Source organism: Novosphingobium sp. PASSN1 (genome assembly GCF_002278815.1).
This window is the reverse complement of the sequence record NZ_NKIS01000004.1, coordinates 49,356-69,595: the sequence shown is the minus strand read 5'-3', so window position 1 is coordinate 69,595 and position 20,240 is coordinate 49,356. Positions and strand designations below refer to the sequence as shown.

Genomic DNA, 20,240 nt, shown 5'->3' with positions numbered 1-20,240 from the left:
CTGACATTGCTGGAGCCGTGCCGATCAGTGGAATGCGGACAGCCGAAGAGTGGATACCAGCACGACATAGGCGCTGGCGAGCAGGTAGAGCACTTCCGGGACAACCCCGAGATTCACGCGCTTGCCCCGGCGGATCAGGACGAGCATGTAGCTGCCCACCGCGAGGAACAACACGATCTGGAATTGCAGCCGCGCGATGGTTTCCGGGTAGGCACCGAGCACGGTGAGAATGCCGCCGAACAGCAGCGTATAGACGACTAGCCTGATGATGCCGAGCACGGGGTGGTGATGCTTCTGTTGGGCCCGCTGCTGCGGATCAAGGCCGCGTGGAGCCGCGCACGACGAGGCGCACGGGTACGCGGCGCGGGGTTTCGGGTTCACCCGCCATCGCCGCCAGCAGGCGTTCGACAAGGCGGGCACCGGCAGTTTCGAAATCGGATTCGATCGTGGTCAGCGGCGGGGTGGACCACGCGCCCGCGCGCACGCCGTCGAAGCCGACCACGCCGATCTGGTCCGGAATGCGGTAGCCGCGCCGGTCGAGTTCCTTGAGCGCGCCGAGCGCGATCTCGTCGCTCACCGCAAAGATCGCATCGAAGGGCTGGCCGCTTTCCGCCAGCGCGGCGGCGGCGAGGCGGCCCTGTTCTTCGCGTGGGAGGCCGCGTTCGATGCGCTGGAGCACCGGCTCGCGGCCCGCATCGCGCATGGCGGCGGCATAGCCGTCGTAGCGTTCCTTGAACTGGCGCTGGGGCGAGGTTTCGGAGCCGATGCACACGATCTTCTCGTAGCCGCGCACCAGCATGTGGCGCACGGCCAGCGCGGCCCCGGCCTCGTTGTCGCTGCGCACCCACGGGAAGGCATCGCTCGGTGCGCCCCAGCAGACCCAGTTGGTGGCGGGATCAAGCTGGCCGAAATAGTCCCACGCGGGTGTGTTTTCGCTCGTGCCGATGACGATCATGCCATCGGCCTTGCGGCGTTCCTCATAGTGGCCCCAGAAGTTTTCCGCGCTGTCCTGGAAGGAGACGAGCACTTCGTAGCCGCGCGCGGAGGCAGCGGCGCAGGTGCTGCCGAGCAGCGCGAAGTAGAACGGGTTCAAGTCCTTGCGGTCCTGCCCGGCGCGGCAGATCATCACGACGGCCAGTGTTCCGGTCTTGCCCCGGCGCAAGCGGGCGGCGTTTTCATTGACCTGATAATTGAGCCGCGCGGCAGCGGCGATCACGCGCTGGCGGGTGGGTTCGCTGATCGAGGTATCGCCTGCCAGCGCGCGGCTGACGGTGGACTGGCTGACGCCGGCTTCTTCCGCCACATCGAAGGACGTGACGCGGGTGATCCGGCGCCCAGCGGCCGATGTGGTGTCGGTGGCTTGCGGCATCTAGCGGAAATTGTCCTTGGCGCTGCGCAGGGCGGCGAATGTTTCGATGGCTGTTCCGCCTCCCCAGCGGGCCTGCAAGGCCGGATCGTCGGCGCGCAGGAAGGGGTTGGTGGCCAGTTCGCGGTCCAGCCGGGTGGGTACGGTCCACTCGCTGCGGCTGCGCTTGTCCGCAATCTCGTCCGCATAGGCGGCGAGCGCGGCGTTGTCCGGATCGGCGTGGAGAGCGAACTTTGCGTTGGAGGCGGTGTATTCGTGCGCGCAATAGAGCGTGGTTTCACCCGGCAGCGCCTTCACGCGGCTGAGGCTGGCCCAGAACTGATCGGGCGTGCCTTCGAACATGCGGCCGCAGCCCAGCGCAAAGACAGCATCGCCAACGAAGGCGAGGGCGGCTTTGGGGAGGTGGTAGGCGCAGTGGCCGAGGGTGTGGCCGCCGACGTCGATCACATGCGCGGTATAGGCGCCGAAGGAGACCGTATCACCTTGCGCGACCGCGCGATCGATCCCGGCGATGCGCGCGGCATCAGCAGCGGGGGCGATGATCGTGCAACCCGTCGCGGCCTTGATCGCTTCGTTCCCGCCCGCGTGATCGGGGTGCCAGTGGGTGTTCCAGATCTGCGTGATCGTCCAGCCCTTCGCGGCTGCTTCGCGCAAGTAGGACTCGGCATCGGGCGTGTCGATGCAGGCGGTTTCGCCGCTGGCGCTGTCGTGCAGCAGATAGCCGTAATTGTCTGACAGGCAGGCAAACTGGTGGACTTCGAGCGTCATGGGTCCTCTCGGGCGTCTTTGAAGGGAGCCTAGCCGAGTGCGCGCAGCAATGCAAAAGCCCGCCCGGATTGCTCCGGACGGGCCTTTGGTTTGCCTTGTGGCAGAAAGCTAGGCTTACTGCTTGGCCTTCAGCGCGGCGCCGAGGATGTCGCCGAGCGAAGCGCCGGCTTCCGACGAACCGTACTGTTCCACGGCTTCCTTCTCTTCGGCGAGCTGGCGCGCCTTGACCGAGAAGTTGGGCTTCTTCGAACGGTCGAAGCCGATGACCATGGCATCGAGCTTCTGGCCGACCTGGAAGCGGTCCGGACGCTGTTCGTCGCGGTCGCGGCCGAGATCGGTGCGCTTGATGAAGCCGGTTGCGCCGTCTTCGCCAGCCTGCACTTCGAGGCCGCCATCGCGGACTTCGAGGACCGTGACGGTGACGACTTCGCCGCGGCGGAGCGAGCCTGCGCCGCTGGCCGAAACGCCGCCGGCTGCCGGAGCGCCCTTTTCAAGCTGCTTCATGCCGAGCGAGATGCGCTCCTTCTCGACATCGACGTCGAGCACGATGGCCGAAACCTGCTCGCCCTTGCGGTGCAGCGCCAGCGCGTCTTCGCCCGAGATGCCCCATGCGATGTCCGACATGTGGACCATGCCGTCGACGTCGCCATCGAGACCGATGAACAGGCCGAATTCGGTTGCGTTCTTGACTTCGCCCTCGACGGTCGAGCCGACGGGGTGCGTTTCCGCGAAGGCCTCCCACGGGTTCTGCTGGGCCTGCTTCAGGCCGAGGCTGATGCGGCGCTTGTCCGAATCGACTTCGAGCACGAGCACATCGACTTCCTGCGAGGTCGAGACGATCTTGCCGGGGTGGACGTTCTTCTTGGTCCACGACATTTCCGAAACGTGGACGAGGCCTTCGATGCCCGCTTCCAGTTCGACGAACGCGCCGTATTCGGTGATGTTGGTGACAACGCCGTGCAGCTTCGCGCCGACCGGGTACTTGGCGGCCACGCCATCCCACGGATCGCTTTCAAGCTGCTTCATGCCGAGGCTGATGCGCTGCGTATCCTGGTTGATGCGGATGATCTGCACCTTCACGGTATCGCCGATGGCGATGACTTCGCTGGGGTGATTGACGCGCTTGTAGCTCATGTCCGTGACATGGAGCAGGCCGTCGATGCCGCCGAGGTCAACGAACGCACCGTAATCGGTGATGTTCTTGACCACGCCGTCGATGATCTGCGCTTCCTTGAGGTTCTGGATGAGGCCCGAACGCTGCTCGGCGCGGGTTTCTTCGAGAACGGCACGGCGCGAGACCACGATGTTGCCGCGGCGGCGGTCCATCTTGAGGATCTGGAAGGGCTGCGGCATGTCCATCAGCGGGGTGACATCGCGCACCGGGCGGATATCGACCTGCGAGCCGGGGAGGAAGGCCACGGCGCCATCGAGATCGACCGTGAAGCCGCCCTTGACGCGGCCGAAGATCACGCCTTCGACGCGCTTGCCTTCGCCGAATTCGTTTTCGAGCTTGTCCCAAGCGGCTTCGCGGCGGGCGCGGTCGCGCGACAGCATCGCTTCGCCGTCGGCGTTCTCGACGCGGTCGACATAGACTTCGACTTCATCGCCGACCGACAGGCCGTGGGGCTGGCCGGGCATGGCGAATTCGCGCAGCGCAACGCGGCCCTCGCTCTTCAGACCGACGTCGATGACGGCCTTGTCGTTTTCGATGGCGGTGACGGTGCCCTTGACGACCCGGCCTTCAAAGCCGCCGTTTGCGGCGCCGCCGAGGGTTTCGTCGAGCATCGCGGCGAAATCGTCGCGCGTGGGATGAGATGCCATTGCTGGTAGTTCCTGTTGTCGCTGTTTCCGGCCAGGCGGTTGTCTCCGCCGGTCTTTCACCGGATACCGCACCATGCGGACCCGGGCCAAAGGGCCGAACCATCTGCCGGGCCGGATGCCGTGGCAGATATCCGCGAGGAAGGCAGACCCCCCGCACGAACGAGGGTGCCGCTAGGTCAGCGCGGGGTAAAAAGCAAGCGAAACCGCTGCATCCGGCAGCTATCAGGCCGCCAGTGCGCGGGGCTGCGGGTACGCGCTATGCGCCGAAGTGCTGGCCGAGGTTCGGAAAGTGGTGACCGCACTGGCGAGCGTACCGGCCTCTTCTGCCAGCGAGCGTGCGGCGGCGGCGGTTTCTTCCACCAGGGCGGCGTTGCGCTGGGTCATCGAATCCATGCCCGAAACCGAGGCGCTGACCTGTTCGAGGCTGGCGGACTGGCCCTGCGTCGCCTGCGCAATCTCGCTCACCAACGTGGTCAGCCGTTCGACGCGGCCGACCATCGCGGCAATCGCCTCGCCCGTGCTGCTGACGAGGCTGACGCCGCCTGCCACTTCGCGCGAGCTGGTGGCGATGAGGGTGCGGATCTCGCTTGCGGCATCGGCGCTGCGCTGCGCGAGCGCGCGCACTTCGGTGGCGACGACGGCAAACCCGCGCCCTGCTTCTCCGGCGCGCGCTGCCTCCACCCCGGCATTGAGCGCGAGGAGATTGGTCTGGAAGGCAATGCCATCGATCAGGCTGACGATCCGGTCGATCTCCTGCGAACTGCGTTCGATCGCGCCCATGGCGGTCATGGCTTCATTCACCAGCGCGCCGCCGGCTTGCGCGTCCTGCGTGGCCAGGCCGATTTCCTCCTCCACTTCGCGGGTGCGTGTGGCGGTGCCGGAAACCAGCGAGGCGACATGGCGCATGGCGGCGCTCGATTCCTCGACGCTGGCGGCCTGGCTCTGGTTGCGGGTGGCAAGATCCGCCGATGCGGAGCGGATTTCAGCGGCGCCGTTGTTCACATTGGCCGCGCTGCCGCCGACGCGGGCGATGACGCGGTCAAGCTGCGTGGCAGCTGCGTTGTAGGCCCCGCGCAGCCCTTCGTATTCGGCGGGGAAGGCCGGTTCGATGCGGTGGACGAGATTGCCGTTGGCCAGTTCGCCCAGCGCCGTGTCCATCGTGGCGACCACGCGGGCCTGCTTTTCGGCATCATTGCGCTGTGCCTGTGCGGCGCTGCGGAACACCTCGATGGCGCGGGTCATGTCGCCGATCTCGTCGCTGCGGTGAGTGCTGGTGCGGCCCGCATCGAGATCGCCCGCCGCCATGGCGGACATGACATCAGCGGTCCCGGCGAGGGGATCGAGCACGTGGCGGCCAAGAAGGCGCATCGCGGTGAGTATGAGGCCGACAGTGGCGAGCCCGGCGAGGGCCATGACCGAGAGCAAGACCCAGACCGTGCTCGTGCTGGTCGCGACGAGCGCATCGCGCGCGGAGAGGGCATGTTCGGTGAGCTGCACGATGGCGCTGCGCTGGCGCTTGAAAATGTCATCGAGTCGCTGGGTGCTGGCATCGGCGGCGGCCGTGTCACCGCGTTCGAGTGCGGGCAGCAGCGCTGTGCTCACTTCGCGCCAGAAGGCGTCCGCTTCCTTGGCGGCCGCACCGCGCAGTTCGTCCGCCAGCGCCGGATCGACATCGTTCGCCGTCCACCGCACGAGGCTGGCGCGGTACTGCTTCTCAAGCGCAGCAAGGTCCGCGCGGTTCTGCGCGAGGTGCGCAGGATCATCGGCCGCCTGCCGCGCCTTCAGCATCGGCTCGACGACATAGAGCGGCGGGGGCATGATATCGGCAGTGAAGCCGCTGACCACGTCGTTGCGGCTGTCCACGGCCCCGCCCACCCGGATATGCTGCACGGCCAGCCCGATCAGCAGGAGGACCGCGGTAACGGTGCCTGCAAGAATCTGGCCGCCCCGGCGGCTTTGGGTCCGGATGCTCATGGTCGTCTGCTCCCCGTATTCGATGGCGGCGCGTTGATTATGCCGGCCAGTGCGACGGGGGCTTAGTACCGCTATCCAGACCAAAGGCTTGCGCGGGCTGGAAGGTGGTTTGCCTAGGTGGGGAAACAGCGGTGTTAACGATTGCAGGATCAAATCGTGCCCAAAGGTGCAGGGTTTACGATCCGGCAAGACCTGCGGGCATTCTGGGCCGAATCAACTGTAGCGGTTGCGCAGGGCGAGCAGCGCGAGCGCGGCTTTGGCAGCCTCGCCGCCCTTGTCCTTCTGCGCCGGGTCCGCGCGGACGAGCGCCTGCGCTTCGTTTTCGACCGTAAGGATGCCGTTGCCGACGGCCATACCGTCCATCGTCAGCGCCATCACGCCGCGCGCGCTTTCGCCCGCCACGATTTCGAAGTGATAGGTCTCGCCCCGGATCACCACGCCGATCGCGACATAACCGTCATAGTGACCGGATTGGTCCGCCAGCACGATCGCGCCGGGAAGTTCCAGCGCGCCGGGGACAGTGACCACCTCGACCGCATGACCTTCGGCTTCGAGCGCAGCGCGGGCCCCTGCCACGAGCATGTCGTTGAGGTGGTCGTAGAAACGGGCCTCGACGATCAGGAACTTTGCCATGCGCGCTTACTCCGCCGTGATCGGCTGTTCGCCGACGATGTTGAGGCCGTAGCCCTCGATGGCAACGATGTTGCGATGCGAATTGGTCAGCAGGATCATGTCGTGGATGCCAAGGTCCGCGAGGATCTGCGCGCCAATACCATAACTGCGCAAGTCCATATCCCCGGCGCGGCCCGCGATCTCGGCCTGCAGCCCTTCGCTGCCGCCGGGCATGAGCAGCACGATCACGCCCGAGCCGGCCTTGCCGATCTCGCTCATCGCGCGCTGCAGGCTGCGCTTGCGCGGGCCGGGCTGGCCGAGCACGTCGGACAGGATCGAGATGCCGTGCATGCGCACCAGCGTCGGCTGATCGGGTTGCACTGCGCCCTTCTGGAGGACAAGGTGGACGACGCCATCGATCTTGTTGCGATAGGTCTTGATCGTCCAGTCGCCGCCGTAGTCCGAATGGAACGGCTGCTGGTCAGTGCATTCGACAAGGTGATCGTGGCGGCGGCGATATTCGATGAGATCGCGGATCGTGCCCATCTTGAGGCCGTGGCGCCGCGCGAAGGGGACGAGATCGTCCATCCGCGCCATCGTGCCGTCGTCCTTCATGATCTCGCAGATCACGCCCGAAGGATTGAGCCCGGCAAGGCGCGAGATATCGACCGCGGCTTCGGTGTGCCCGGCGCGAACCAGCACACCGCCATCGCGTGCGATCAGCGGGAACACATGGCCGGGGGTAACGATGTCGTCCTTCGTTTTGGCGGCATCGATGGCGACCGCCACGGTGCGTGCCCGGTCGGCAGCGGAAATCCCGGTGGTCACGCCTTCGCGCGCTTCGATCGAGACGGTGAAGGCGGTTTCGTGGCGGGTGCCGTTGTTGCGCGCCATCAGCTCGAGCCCGAGCTGTTCGGTGCGGGTGCGGGTGAGCGTAAGGCAGATCAGGCCGCGGCCATGCGTGGCCATGAAGTTGACCGCATCGGGTGTGGCCATCTGCGCGGGGATGACGAGATCGCCCTCGTTTTCGCGGTCTTCGTCGTCGACGAGGATGAACATACGCCCGTTGCGCGCCTCGTCGATGATTTCCTCGATCGGGACCAGCGCGGGCGTGTCATCGTTTTCATCGAGCACGCGCTCCAGCTTGGCGAGCGTGTCGGCGGTAGGGTTCCAGCCGGGCAGGCCTGCATCGCGCAGGGTGTTGGCGTGAAGCCCCGCAGCGCGGGCGAGGCCCGAACGGGACATGCCGCCATCGACGATGAGGCGGCGGATGCGATCGATGAGTTCACTGGACATGAGCAGCTTATCTCACATCATAATGTGAGGTGCAACAGGGGTGTTCACATTGCGATGCGGAAAACTGGAATGATTCGCGATTCCAGTCACTAAATGATGCAAAAGGTGTCTGCAGAGACACACCTTGGTGCTACCTGCCGCTACGGCACCGGCAAAATTTAACTGAGCGGTTGACAATGCAAGTGTTCCGCTATGTTCTGTAGGCAGATGGTCGACCCTCAAAAATGATGGGCACCCGCTGAAGAGAGAGGACATTGATATGAGGGGCAAACTTACCCTGTTGGCTGGTGTGTGCGCAGCAGCCGTTGCCACGCCGTCGTTCGCGCAGAATGCGCAGAGCGCGGATACCGGCCCGGGTGTCCAGGAAATCATCGTGACCGCGCAGCGCCAGTCGCAGCGCCTGCAATCGGTGCCGATCGCGATCAGCGCGTTCACCAAGGATGGACTCGACAAGCAGCAGATCCGCAACCCTTCGGATCTCCAGCTCTCGCTGCCGAACATCACTTTCACCAAGACGAACTTCACGTCGTCGAGCTTCACCATTCGCGGCATCGGTGACCTTTGCACCGGCGTCACCTGCGACAGCGCGACCGCCATTCACATCAACGACGCACCGCTGTTTGCCTCGCGCCTGTTCGAAGGTGAATTCTACGATCTGCAGCAGGTCGAAGTGCTGCGCGGTCCGCAGGGCACGCTGTTTGGCCGCAACGCGACTTCGGGCGTGGTCAACTTCCGCACCGCCAAGGCTGATCTCAACGGTTTCTCGGCTTCGGGCGATGCCGAATACGGCAACTACAATTCGGTGCGCGTGCGTGGCATGGTCAACGTGCCGCTGGGCGATACGCTGGCAGTGCGCGCAGCAGGCTTCTATCTGAAGCGCGACGGCTACACCAAGAACCTGTTCGACAATTCGAAGATCGACGACCGTGACATGTACGGTCTGCGCGGGTCGCTGACCTGGCAGCCGTCGTCTTCGACCACGATCGAACTCATGGGCCAGTACTTCCACGAGAAGGACAGCCGCATGCGTATCCAGAAGCAGTATTGCCAGGAGGATCCCACCGGCATTCTGGGCTGCCTCAACACCACGCGTGGCACCAGCACCACCAACAGCAACGCGCTGCTGGCGAATATCCTGACCTCGAAGGAATTCTTCGCGATCCGCGGCCTGCCCACCGCGTTTGCGCTGGGCAGCATCTACGGCCCCAGCGTTTATGGCAATGTCGTGAACCCGGCCGATCCGCGCGTGGTCAACACCGACTTCCGGCCGACGTATGCTACGTCGGAAACGGTGCTGCAGGGTGTGTGGCGTCAGGATATCGGCGAAAAGTTCAACTTGCGCGTTACCGGTAACTATCAGCGCACCAAGGTGGATTCGCAGCAGGACTACAACCTCGCCGTATCTGACCGCACGAGCTATGCCGCCGGGCTTGGCGCGCTTGGCGCTGCCGGTGCTGGTCTGCTTGGGCCGGGTCTGCAGGCCTACCTGAAGCCGGCAGCCTCCGCGCTCATTCCGCAGGGCCCTGCCGGTCCGCTCTGCACCTCGCTGTCCGAACCGTCGGGTACGGGTATCTTCGGCGGCCACAGCACTTGTGCCAGCACGCCGCTCGACTTCGACCGTTCGAACCAGACGCAGTCTTCCTGGACGGCAGAAGGCGTGTTGACGACCAAGTTCGACGGTCCGTTCAACTTCCTGCTCGGCGGTATCTACGGCCAGTTCAAGGTCAGCGAGAACAGCTACTACGTGAACTCGTTCGGTCTGGACTACTTCAACGGCGTGGTCGGAGCGTTCTCGGCGCTCGGTGCCGGCCTGCCGCCTGCGTACCTCGGCACACCGTTCTACCGCAACAACGGCGCGATGAACGATGGCTACAAGCTGACCACGTTCGGCATCTTCGGTGAAGCCTACTGGAAGATGAACGATCGCCTGAAGCTGACGGTCGGCCTGCGCTACAACAACGACAAGAAGAGCATCACGGCGCGCACGACGCTCGCCAGCTTCCTGGTGCCCTACGGCACGGCCGACGTCTTCGACTCCCCGTATGTGGGTTCGTATGACGCCGATCCGGGCCTTGCCGGCAACCAGCTGGTGCAGCAGCGCCAGAGCAAGTTCGGGGAATGGACGGGCCGTGCCGTGCTGGACTTCCAGGTCACGCCCGACAACCTGCTCTATGCCTCGTACTCGCGCGGCTACAAGTCGGGCGGTATCAACCCGCCGCTGTCGCCGATCTTTGCGGTGCCGGAAAACTTCAACCCCGAGTTCGTCAATGCCTTCGAAATCGGTTCGAAGAACAGCTTCGGGAATGGTGCGCTGCAGCTGAACCTCACCGGGTTCTACTACAAGTACAAGGGCCTGCAGCTCTCCCGCATCGTGGCGCGTACTTCGGTCAACGACAACGTCGATGCCACGATCTACGGTGTCGAAGCAGAAGCCATCGTTCGTCCGGTCCGCGAACTGACGATCAACATGAACTTCAGCTACCTTCACACCGAAGTGTCGCAGGACAAGTTCCTTTCGAACCCGCGTGATTTCGGCGCGGGCCGCAAGGATGCCGTGATCATCAAGGACATCACCAACGCGGCAAACTGCGCGGTGGCCTCGACCTCGGGCAACGTTGCCGGTGTGAATGCCTTCGTCAACACGGCCAACCAGCTGATCAACGCTGGCATCCCCGATCCGGCAAACCCTGGCAAGTTCTTGGTTTCGCCGGGCGCCAACCTGCAAGGAACGACTTCCTTCCCTGCTGGCGGTGGTATTGCCTCGACCGGCGCCTACAGCATCTGCTCGGTGCTGCAGTCGGTGGCGGCGGCAACTGGCGGCGGTGCGCCGTTCGGCGGCGTGACGGTTGAAGCATCGGGCCTCCCGGTCAACATCCGCGGCAACAAGCTGCCCAACGCGCCGAGCCTCAAGTTCGCGGCCGGTGTGCAGTATGCAGCCCCGGTCGGTGCGCTGACCCTGACGCCGCGCGTCGATCTTACGTTTAACGGCGCTTCCGACGGCACGATCTTCAACGGCGTGATTGACCGGGTTCCGGCGTTTACGCAGCTGAATGCGCAGCTTCAGCTCGATGGTCCGGACAAGAAGTGGTTCATCCGCGGCTTCATCCAGAACATCACCGACAACAACTCGGTGACTGGTCTCTACGTGACCGACCAGTCCTCGGGTAACTTCACCAACGTCTTCACGCTTGAACCGCGCCGCTATGGTATCGCGGCTGGCTTCAAGTTCTGATCGATTGGGGGGAACCGGCCTGAGCGCTCACGCGCTCGGCCGGTAAAAGCGGACGCCGGGGGGAAACCTCCGGCGTCTTGCTGTTTGGGATGCGCAGGCAGCCCGAGCCGCCGTCAGATTGCGCATGGAAGGGTAGGGGGCGAGGCAGTGCATGGAACGGAAGTTCGGTTTCTTCTTCAAGCGGCTTTCATCGGCCCGTGATTGCCACCCGCCTTGGCTTTACGGCAAAGGCTAGCCCAGCCCCGTGTCAAGCACGGGGCGACGAAGAGATTCCGTGGGCTATGACCTCCTGATCAAAATGCCTTGGGTCAATTGGTATCAAATGGACCCGTCGGCCCGAACCTGATCCGGGCCTTGGCTTTTCTTTCCTGGTCATAGGCGAGAAGAACCGTGTCAGGCACGGGCCGACGCAAACAGATCAGCGGCGAGCCAGCTGCCTTTAGGCGCGCGCCCCGATCAGGCGATTCACGCCCAGCGCTACGCCCACGCAGGCCAGCAGCGTGACCAGCATTGCATCGATATAGTGGAACCAGCCGGGCAGGAACGCGGGCGGGGCGAATGAGAGCCAGCCGTAGAACGCCACGCCGAACAGGATCGCGAGGCTGGCGGCTTCGGCGCGCACGCCCTTGAACAGCAGGCCGACAATGAAGGCCGCGAGGATCGGCATCGAGGTGAGGCCGTTCAATTGCTGCAGCAAGTTGATGATGTTCTGCGCATTCTGGAACATCGGTACGAGCGCTACGCCGATCACCGCCATGGCCAAGGTGGCGCGGGTGGCGATCTTCCAGTGATCGGAGATCCGGGCGATGAAGCGGTCGTGAAAGTCCATCGAATAGAGCGCGACTGCGCCGTTGAGGATCGCGGCGGTATGCGCGATGACCGCGGCGGCCATCAGCGCGGCGAACGAGCCGATCAGCCAGCCGGGCAGGACATGCGCGACGATCCGGCCATAGGCGGCATCGCCCAGCGGGCCGAACAGCTTGAAGGCCGCAACGCCGGGCACGACCACGATCAGCGGAATGATGAGGATGCGCACCACGGCAGCCGCCAGCACGCCGCGCTGCGCCTCTTGCACGGTGGGGGCCGTCATCGCTTTTTGCGTGATGTTCTGGTTCGTCGACCAGTAGAAGATCTGGATGAAGATCATGCCGGTGAACAGCGTGTGGAACGGGATCGGCGATGCGTTGGAGCCGATGAGAGTCAGGCGGTCGGCGGGGACGCCCGAAAAATCCCAGCCAATGGCGTTCAGGGCGAGCACGACGACCAGCATGGCGATGGCGAGCACGCCGATGCCCGCGTAAGTGTCCATCACCGCGACGGCGCGCAGGCCGCCGAGGATGGTGTAGAGCGCGGCGACAGCGGCCATGGGCGCGGCGAAGACCAGCAGCGAGCCTTCGAAACCGAGCATCGTCTTCAGGAACAGACTGCCCGAATAGAGCGCGGCGGGAATATAAATCAGCACCGAGCCGACGAGGAAAATCCCCGCGACCAAGGTGCGCACGCTGCCGCCCTGATAGCGCCGGTCGAGCAGTTCGGTGACGGTGGTGCAGCCGTGGCGGTAGTAGATCGGCACGAACACGAAGGCGAGGATGAGGAGGCCGATGAAGCCCGCCAGTTCCCACCACGCCAGCAGCAGCATCTGGTTGCCGTTGTTGCCGACGAGCTGTTCGGTGGAGAGATTGGTAAGCGTGATCGAGCCGGCGACGAACAGCCACGAGAGCCCGCCGCCCGCCAGGAACACGTCGCGCCCGGAGCCATCATGCGCGGCATGCGCACTGCGCACTTTGGCCCATGTGGCATACCCGATCAGCGCGCTGATCAGCAGCGCAACACAAAGCTGGACTATCAACCGGTCTCTCCCTTAGCCTCTTGCGGGCTTGTTACGTGTCTTAACCGATCAAACGCGGCTGAAAACCCATGAAACTTGGCGTCTGCTACTATCCCGAACACTGGCTCGAGGACCTGTGGGCCGAAGACGCGCGGCGCATGGCGGAGATCGGCATCAGCCACGTGCGCATCGGCGAATTTGCGTGGAGCCGGATCGAGCCTGAGCCGGGCCACTATGCGTGGGAGTGGCTCGACCGCGCGGTGGAGACGCTGGCGGCGGCGGGGCTGAAAATCGTGATGGGCACGCCCACCGCTACGCCGCCCAAGTGGCTGGTCGACCGGATGCCGGACATGATCGCGCTGGATCAACAGGGCCGGGCGCGCCGGTTCGGATCGCGGCGGCACTATTGCTTCAGCCACGAAGGCTATGCCCGCGAATGCGAGCGGATCGTGGCGGTGATGGCGGCGCGCTATGGCCAGCATCCGGCGGTGGCGGCGTGGCAGACCGACAACGAGTATGGCTGCCACGATACGGCGTGGAGCTGGTCAGAGGCGGCGTGCGATGGCTTCCGTCGCTGGCTGGCGGCGAAATATGGCGATGTGGCGGCGCTGAATGCGGCGTGGGGCAATGTGTTCTGGTCGATGGAGTATCGCAGCTTTGATGAGATCGATCTGCCAAACTTGACAGTGACTGTGCCCAATCCGGCGCATGATCTTGATTTCCGGCGGTTCTCTTCGGATCAGGTGGCCGCGTTCAACCGGCGGCAAGTGGCGATCCTGCGGCGGCTCTCACCGGGGCGGGATGTGGTGCACAACTTCATGGGCTTCTTCACCCAGTTCGATCACCATGCAGTGGGCGCGGACCTCGATGTGGCGAGCTGGGATTCCTATCCGCTGGGGTTTCTGGAGCAGTTCTGGTTCAGCCCGGAGGAGAAGCAGGCCTATGCACGGCAAGGCCATCCCGATATCGCCGCGTTTCACCATGATCTCTATCGCGGCTGCCAGCGCGATGGCCGCTGGTGGGTGATGGAGCAGCAGCCGGGGCCGGTGAACTGGGCGCGCTATAATCCCGCGCCGCTGCCGGGCATGGTGCGGCTGTGGACGCTGGAAGCGATGGCGCACGGGGCGGAACTGGTGAGCTATTTCCGCTGGCGGCAGGCCCCGTTTGCGCAGGAGCAGATGCATGCGGGCCTGCTGCGGCCCGATAGCACCGAAGCCGAAGGCGCGGGCGAGGCGCGGGCGGCGGCGCGCGATATCGCGGCGCTTGCGCCAGTGGGGAAAGTCCGCAGCCCGGTGGCGCTGGTGTTCGATTATGCGAGCGACTGGGTGACCGGGATCATGCCGCAGGGGCAGGGCTTTTCGGCGCTGCGCATTGCGTTCGAGTACTACTCGGCGCTGCGGCAACTGGGGCTGGATATCGATATCGTGTCCAGCGCGGCAGACCTTGGCGGCTATGCGCTGGTGGTGATCCCGTGCCAGCCGATCATGGATGAGGCCTTCGTGCAGCGGCTGGCAGCCAGCGGCGCGGTGGTCGTGATCGGCGCAGGGAGCGGGGGCAAGACTGCCGATTTCAGCATCCCGGCGCAGCTGGCACCGGGGCCGCTGCAACAGATCCTGCCGCTGCGTGTCACGCGGGTGGAAACGTTGCGCGGCGCGCCGTGCGAATGGATCGAGACGGTGGAAACCGCGCTGCCCGAAGCGGCACCCGGCCATTTCATACACGGCCGCTTGCATTACCTGGCGCGCTATCCGGCCGAGGCTACGCGCGCGGCGATGCTGCGGCAGGCGGCGGAGGCGGCGGGCCTTGCCGTGATGCCGCTGCCCGAAGGCCTGCGCGTGCGGCGCGCCGGAAGCCTCGTGTTTGTGTTCAACTATGCCGCGCATCCGCAGGGCTTGCCCGAAGGCCTGATAGGCGCGCCGCTGATCGGCGAGGCCACGCTGCCGCCCGCCGGCGTCGTGGTCGGCGTTCAGGTCGTCAGCGAGATGTAGCCAAGCTGCGCCGCCTTGAAGACGGTCTGGCTGCGGTTGACCGCGTTGAGCTTTACCGAGGCGTTGTAGATGTGGAAGCGGACCGTGGCACGGCTGCGCTCCATGATCATGCTGATTTCCATGTCGGTCTTGCCGATGGCGGCCCAGCGCAGGCATTCCACCTCTCGCTTCGAAAGGCGCGTGCCGGGGGGCAGCGCCTGCACCGACCCCATCGCGTGGACATAGCTGGTGATGAACGTGCGGGCATAAGTCCCGAACGCATCGCCGTGGCGCTGGAACAGGTCTTCGAGGTCGGTCGTGTCCGGATCGAGCGGATTGAAGCTGACCGCACCAATCTGGCCGAAGGGGAGGTGGACGGGCACGACGATGGCCGCGCGGGTCATCGCGCGCGCCTCGAAATTGGCGAGGTCGATGGCGGCAAGGTAGTGGTTCGGCTGGCGGGTGCGGAAGCCATCGGCGTTGACCCAGAACGGCTCGCTTTCAAAGCGGCAGGCCGACGCGATGGGGGAATCGAGCGCAATGCGCGAATTGCGCCACCATGCCTTGCCGCCGGTCCACCCGAACACATCGCGCGCAAGGATATTGCCCTCGGCATCGATGGGCGTGCGCTTGTCCGCTATGTTGTGCGCGGGCGCGGCGCGCATGCCGTGCTGGAGCGCGAGGGCATTGAGCGCCTCTGCCGCGCGGCGCACGTCCTCCGGACAGCGGATGCGCACGCTGTCGATGGTGGAAACCGGAAAGGCGCCAGCGCGCGCGGCGCGGGTCGGTGCCTCGCGGCGTGTGAGCGCGGGCAGGGATGCAGCTTCTGCGCGGACGGGCAGAGTGGTGGCGCCTTTGAGCGAGATCATGTCATCCTCCTCCTTCGTCACGCCCGGCTACCGGGTCGGACCATGCCTGCCCGGCGGGTGCCGGGCAGGGGCAGACTTGCGGCTCAGCGCCGCCCTTCGATGTAGTCGTTGAGCACTTCGTGGAAGCGGTGGACGCGGGTTTCCTGCCCCGCGAGGTACGCCTTGTCGAAGCCGAGCGAATGCAGGCCCTGCTGCTGGCTGACCGCCACTTCGAGGTCCTGGATCAGGAAATCGCCCTGCTTGATCTCCGCCTGATAAGCCGCGAATTCGCCGGTCTGGTGCTCGGCATCGGCCCAGGTGCGCATGCCGTAGAGCGTCGGAATGTCCTGCCCCTTCACTTCGGGGGAGAGATACCAGTAGTCGAACGTCGACCAGTTGGGGTCTTCCATATCGGGTTCGGTGCGGAACACGTGCAGCCCTTCGGGTGTGCCGGTGATCGTCAGGTTCGGGAAGCAGGTGTGGTGGAACTGGTCGGTCAGCTCCGCATCGCTAAGCGTATCGAAGTGGACGAACCCGCGTGCTGGCCCCAGCTTGCGCCGCGCCTGCTGCAAGGCGATCCGCCCTTCCTGCGCGCGGCCTTCGAACTCGGCGGGATCAAGGCCCCATTCCTTCAGCACATCGGCCCACAGCGGCTTCACTTGCTGCGCATCGGGATAGCGGCTGGAGGGCTGGAGCTTCTCGATCATGCGGTTGTGCCCGGTGGGGTACATCTCGAACACGGTGGTCGAATAGTGATCGTCGATCATCCCTTCGAACTGCGGATGCACCGCCGGGATGTGATAGGCCTCGTTGAAGTTGTCCGAGGCGAACTTCCAGTTGGTGTTGACGCGCAGCGTGCGCCACACGACGCGCTTCCAAGAAGCCAGATCGCGGCCCGCCAGCAGCGTGGGGATGGGGTGGAGGTATTCGAGCAGCGGCACCGCGTTGGGATCGAAGCTGTAGAAGATGAAGCCGCCCCAGGTCTCGCAGGGCACTTCTTTCAGCCGCAGCTTGCCGCAGGGCGAACCTTCGGCGAAGTCTTCTTCGTCCTGAACCCAGTCCAGACCGCCATCGATGCCCCACTTCCAGCCGTGGTAGGGGCAGGTGAAGTGCCCGTTGACGCCGCCTTCCGCCGTGCCGACCAGCCGGTTGCCGCGGTGGCGGCACACGTTGTGGAACGCGCGGATGGAGCCGTCCTGCTGCTTCACCATGATCACCGACTGGCGCAGGAAGTTGTGCGTGACGAAGTCGCCCGCTTCCTCAAGCTGCGAGACGCGGCCGCCGAGGTGCCACACGCGGGTCCACATCTTCTGCCACTCGGCCTCAGCAAACGCCTTTGACGTGTAACGCTCGCCGGTGATCGCATCACCGCGTGCGCGGGGGAATTCCGCGTCCGGGCTGGTGGGATAGTTCGCGGCAGGATCGGGAATGGTGATGTAGTCGGCCATCGCAGCTCTCCGGAATTACTTGGCGTTTTCCAGCGAGCCGCTGAGCGGCATCAGGAAGTCCATCGTGTAGTGCGCGGCCTTCCAGCCAGCGGCAGTGCGCACGACGTCGAAGTAGTAGCGGCCGTTGACCGTCACGCCCTGGCCGTCCTTGCCCACGCCCATGCCGATCACATAAGCGCGGATCGAGGCGGTATCGCCGGCATAGGCGGTGATCGCGAAGTTGGTGAGGTAGTGCGCGTGGTGCGCCATGTTGGCGAAGACATTGGTGAAGAACGCGCGGATGCCTTCGTGGCCGTTCACTGGCGCGAGGCCGATGCCGGAAAGATCGAACACGGCATCAGGCGTGAACACATCGAGCACGCCTTCGATATTGCCGATGTTATCGACCGCGTGGGCATAGGCGATCAGCACGTCCTGAATGGCGAGACGGTCTTCGATGGGGCAGGGAATGGACATGAGGCAAGCTTCCTTGGTCAGGCGGGGAAGAGGGGGCGGATCGGGTCGGTCACGCCGTCCCAGCCTTGCGCGCCCTCGGCGATGCGGGTGAAGGCGGCGGTCTGGGCCTCGTCCTGCTCGACGATCTCCATCATGCAGCCGAGCGCGGGGGCAGTATCGATGTAGCAGAAGCGCATTTCGCCGAACTGGCCCGCGACCGCGACGGCGAAGCCCTGATCGGTGTAGCGCTGGACCACCGCGTCGTAGTCATCGGTGTAGATGCAGAAGTGGTGGAATCCCTCTTGGCCCTTGGGCACGGTGTCGCGGTAGGCGCTGGGGTTGTCGCAGTGCTGCTGGATCAGCTCCACCTGCACGCCGCCCGATTGCGCGATGGCGACGGTGAAATCGATCCCGTCGACCAGTGCGCCGCGATAGCGTGCTTCATTGAGCTGGATGTGTGGCACGAGGAAAAACGGGCCGATGCCGGTTGCCGCGACCCATGCGAGCGCGGCTTTCTCGACGTCTTCGACGATAAAGGCGGCCTGCATGAAGTGGGGGCCGACTTGGCCGGGGGTGACGGAAATGGGAAGCATGTTGGGGATACTCACACTGGCCAGTTGCGGGTTTCGCTGAAGTCGGCGCCGCGGCGCGCGCCCATGGGGAGGGCGTTGTCTTTCAGGAACTGGTCGGCGGCAGGGGTGCTCTTGGCCCAGTCGACCAGTTCGCGGCGGCGCACGATGCGCCAGTCGCCACCCCGGCAGGCATATTCGTCGATGTAGCGGCCCGCGACGAGGAGGTCGGTGGGGACGCCTTCTTCGTGCAGGCGGTGCCAGGCGAAGAAGTAGACTTCACCCGAGGCGGCATCGCCGTTCACGGTGAGCTGGACTTGCCCGATGATGTGCTGGCTGCCCTCGATATCGCCGAGGAAGCCTTGCGCGAAGGCGACGAACGCGTCCGCGCTGCCGTTCATCAATCCGCAGTCCACCCACGCGTCATCGTGGAACGCGCTGCGGTGGAGCACGGGATCGAGCCGGTCCTGCCCGCGCATGTAGCGGCACAGGCAATCGTGGATATCGCGCCGGGCGGCGAGATCGCGGACTTCCGCTTCGAGATCGAACGCCATCCTCCTCACTCCGCCCTATCTTCTTTGGCAGCCAGGTACTTGTCGATCACCATCTGGAAGTGGCGAATGCGCGTTTCCTGATAGTTGCCGAGCTGCTGGACGCCGGTCGCGCTGGCGCGGAAGCCCTGCTGCTGGGCGCGCAAGTTGTCGGTGTCCTGATCGTAGACGTGGCCCATCGCCGCATCGAAGCCGGGGGCGCTGGCGTAACTCTCGCGTTCGGCGACATGGTACGGCTCGGGCGGTTCGGGCGCGCGGCCATCCGCCGGATTGGGGCGCAGGAACAGGATTTCGAACAGCGTGCGTTCCGGATCGCTGCCGATCGGGCGGAAGCGGTAGGCCATCGGCAGCGAGAGGCCGGGGAACAGCACCATGTTGGGGAACACGTGGTATTCGATGGTGTCGATCATCTCGCTGTCCGAGACGGACGAGAGATCGGCGCCGTATTGCTGGCCGAGCACGCCGCGCAGGTGGCGGGCCATGACCGTGCGTGCGGTTTCCCCCGGCGGTACGGTGAGCGCTTCGCCGCGGGAATCGCTGTCGCCAAGGATCATCGTGGCGAGCAGTTCTTCCTCGCTCAGCGGCTGGGCGAGGTGGGGGGAGTTGACCCCGCTGGCGGCGTAGAAGCGCGTCACGTGATCCGAATGGCAATCATACTGGACGTTCGCATCGCCCACGCCTTTGAGCAGCTGCGGGTGGGTTTCGAGCACGTGGTAGGATTCGAGGAAGGCTTCCTGCGCGGTCTTCCAGTTGCAGGGCAGTTCCTTCGCCACGTGGACCGAGACGTGGCGGTTCGCGATGTCCCAGTTCTTGAAATGCTCGGGCAGGGGGGCGAGGAATTCTTCGAGGCTCGGCCCTTCCGGCGAAGGGTTGATGAACACGAAGCCGCCCCAATGGCCGACGCGCACTTCGGGCAGGCTGGTCTTGGCGGGATCGATATGGGCAAAATCCCACGCGCAAGGCACGGCCTTCAGCGCGCCGTCGTTCTCCCAGGTCCAGCCGTGATAGGGGCAGCGCAGATCATTGCCCGAACCGACGCCTTCGCCGCGCTTGAACTTGGTCGAGCGGTGGAGGCACGAATTCACGAAGCCTTTCACGCTGCCGTCTTCCTGCCGCACGACGACATAGGAGAGGTGCGCGACCTCGTAAGTGTAGAAGTCGCCGGGTTCGGGGATGTGATCCTCGCGGCAGACCCATTGCCAGGTGCGCTTCCAGATCTTCTCGATCTCGGCTTTGAAGATCTCCGGATCGAAATAGCGGTTCACCGCGATAGGCGCGGTGCCGAGATCGGCGGGCTGTTCGAACGTGAGCACGGGGGGCGGGGGGATCAGGTCCGCCGCCACGATCTGCTGCACGCTGGGCGCATCGGGGCAGCGCTGCGCCGGATCAGCCGCGCCGGAGTCCGGTAGGCCGTGCTCGCGGATCATTTCGAGCATTGATGCACTCTCCTGTTGGGCCAGTTCGCTAAAACAGGCATTATTGCCTGTTTTAGCGCTCGTCCACTGTGTCCCCCTTTGGCCTACTG

General features: G+C 64.9%; 16 protein-coding genes. 2 read left to right on the top strand and 14 right to left on the bottom strand.

The window, feature by feature from the left end:
- Positions 1–24 precede the first annotated feature (24 nt).
- The 7 genes from CFE35_RS08545 to ribB form a co-directional block, all read right to left on the bottom strand.
- Complete coding sequence (locus CFE35_RS08545) at positions 25–279, bottom strand: hypothetical protein (protein ID WP_292930021.1); 255 nt, start codon at positions 277–279, stop codon at positions 25–27.
- A 37-nt stretch (positions 280–316) separates the two neighbouring features.
- Complete coding sequence (locus CFE35_RS08540) at positions 317–1,369, bottom strand: LacI family DNA-binding transcriptional regulator (protein ID WP_292930019.1); 1,053 nt, start codon at positions 1,367–1,369, stop codon at positions 317–319.
- Positions 1,370–2,134: a hydroxyacylglutathione hydrolase gene (gloB, locus tag CFE35_RS08535; RefSeq protein WP_292930017.1), complete on the bottom strand. Its 765-nt coding sequence runs from the start codon at positions 2,132–2,134 to the stop codon at positions 1,370–1,372.
- A 114-nt stretch (positions 2,135–2,248) separates the two neighbouring features.
- Positions 2,249–3,955: a 30S ribosomal protein S1 gene (gene rpsA, locus CFE35_RS08530; protein WP_292930015.1), complete on the bottom strand. Its 1,707-nt coding sequence runs from the start codon at positions 3,953–3,955 to the stop codon at positions 2,249–2,251.
- A gap of 222 nt (positions 3,956–4,177) precedes the next feature.
- Positions 4,178–5,929 (bottom strand): methyl-accepting chemotaxis protein, encoded by a 1,752-nt coding sequence (locus CFE35_RS08525; protein ID WP_292930013.1) that lies wholly within the window; start codon positions 5,927–5,929, stop codon positions 4,178–4,180.
- A gap of 213 nt (positions 5,930–6,142) precedes the next feature.
- Positions 6,143–6,562, bottom strand: a complete 420-nt coding sequence (gene ribH, locus CFE35_RS08520; RefSeq protein ID WP_292930011.1) for a 6,7-dimethyl-8-ribityllumazine synthase — start codon at positions 6,560–6,562, stop codon at positions 6,143–6,145.
- 6 nt (positions 6,563–6,568) lie between these two features.
- Positions 6,569–7,837, bottom strand: coding sequence for a 3,4-dihydroxy-2-butanone-4-phosphate synthase (ribB, locus tag CFE35_RS08515; RefSeq protein WP_292930009.1), 1,269 nt, complete (start codon positions 7,835–7,837; stop codon positions 6,569–6,571).
- A gap of 289 nt (positions 7,838–8,126) precedes the next feature.
- Here ribB and CFE35_RS08510 point away from each other — a divergent pair, with 289 nt between their 5' ends.
- Positions 8,127–11,069: a TonB-dependent receptor gene (locus tag CFE35_RS08510; RefSeq protein ID WP_366557132.1), complete on the top strand. Its 2,943-nt coding sequence runs from the start codon at positions 8,127–8,129 to the stop codon at positions 11,067–11,069.
- 439 nt (positions 11,070–11,508) lie between these two features.
- Here the strand turns inward: CFE35_RS08510 and CFE35_RS08505 are convergent, their stop codons facing one another.
- Positions 11,509–12,918 carry an SLC5 family protein gene (locus CFE35_RS08505; RefSeq protein WP_292930005.1) on the bottom strand — a complete coding sequence of 470 codons (1,410 nt, stop codon included), beginning with the start codon at positions 12,916–12,918 and terminating at the stop codon, positions 11,509–11,511.
- A gap of 68 nt (positions 12,919–12,986) precedes the next feature.
- Between CFE35_RS08505 and CFE35_RS08500 the strand changes: the two genes are divergently transcribed.
- Positions 12,987–14,885 (top strand): beta-galactosidase, encoded by a 1,899-nt coding sequence (locus tag CFE35_RS08500; protein ID WP_292930003.1) that lies wholly within the window; start codon positions 12,987–12,989, stop codon positions 14,883–14,885.
- On the opposite strand, the gene CFE35_RS08495 is transcribed toward CFE35_RS08500, so the two are convergent.
- The 6 genes from CFE35_RS08495 to CFE35_RS08470 all read right to left on the bottom strand — a co-directional run bounded on the left by CFE35_RS08495 (position 14,864) and on the right by CFE35_RS08470 (position 20,151).
- Complete coding sequence (locus tag CFE35_RS08495) at positions 14,864–15,733, bottom strand: LuxR C-terminal-related transcriptional regulator (RefSeq protein ID WP_292930001.1); 870 nt, start codon at positions 15,731–15,733, stop codon at positions 14,864–14,866. The two genes, CFE35_RS08500 and CFE35_RS08495, sit on opposite strands and share 22 nt — an antisense overlap.
- 83 nt (positions 15,734–15,816) lie before the next feature.
- Complete coding sequence (locus CFE35_RS08490) at positions 15,817–17,160, bottom strand: aromatic ring-hydroxylating dioxygenase subunit alpha (RefSeq protein ID WP_292929999.1); 1,344 nt, start codon at positions 17,158–17,160, stop codon at positions 15,817–15,819.
- 15 nt (positions 17,161–17,175) lie between these two features.
- A complete protein-coding gene (locus CFE35_RS08485; RefSeq protein WP_292929997.1) occupies positions 17,176–17,616 on the bottom strand; it encodes a nuclear transport factor 2 family protein in 441 nt (146 codons plus the stop codon).
- A 17-nt stretch (positions 17,617–17,633) separates the two neighbouring features.
- Positions 17,634–18,188, bottom strand: coding sequence for a VOC family protein (locus CFE35_RS08480; protein ID WP_292929995.1), 555 nt, complete (start codon positions 18,186–18,188; stop codon positions 17,634–17,636).
- An 11-nt stretch (positions 18,189–18,199) separates the two neighbouring features.
- Positions 18,200–18,718 (bottom strand): nuclear transport factor 2 family protein, encoded by a 519-nt coding sequence (locus CFE35_RS08475; protein ID WP_292929993.1) that lies wholly within the window; start codon positions 18,716–18,718, stop codon positions 18,200–18,202.
- A 5-nt stretch (positions 18,719–18,723) separates the two neighbouring features.
- Positions 18,724–20,151 (bottom strand): aromatic ring-hydroxylating dioxygenase subunit alpha, encoded by a 1,428-nt coding sequence (locus CFE35_RS08470; protein WP_292929991.1) that lies wholly within the window; start codon positions 20,149–20,151, stop codon positions 18,724–18,726.
- Positions 20,152–20,240: the final 89 nt, after the last annotated feature.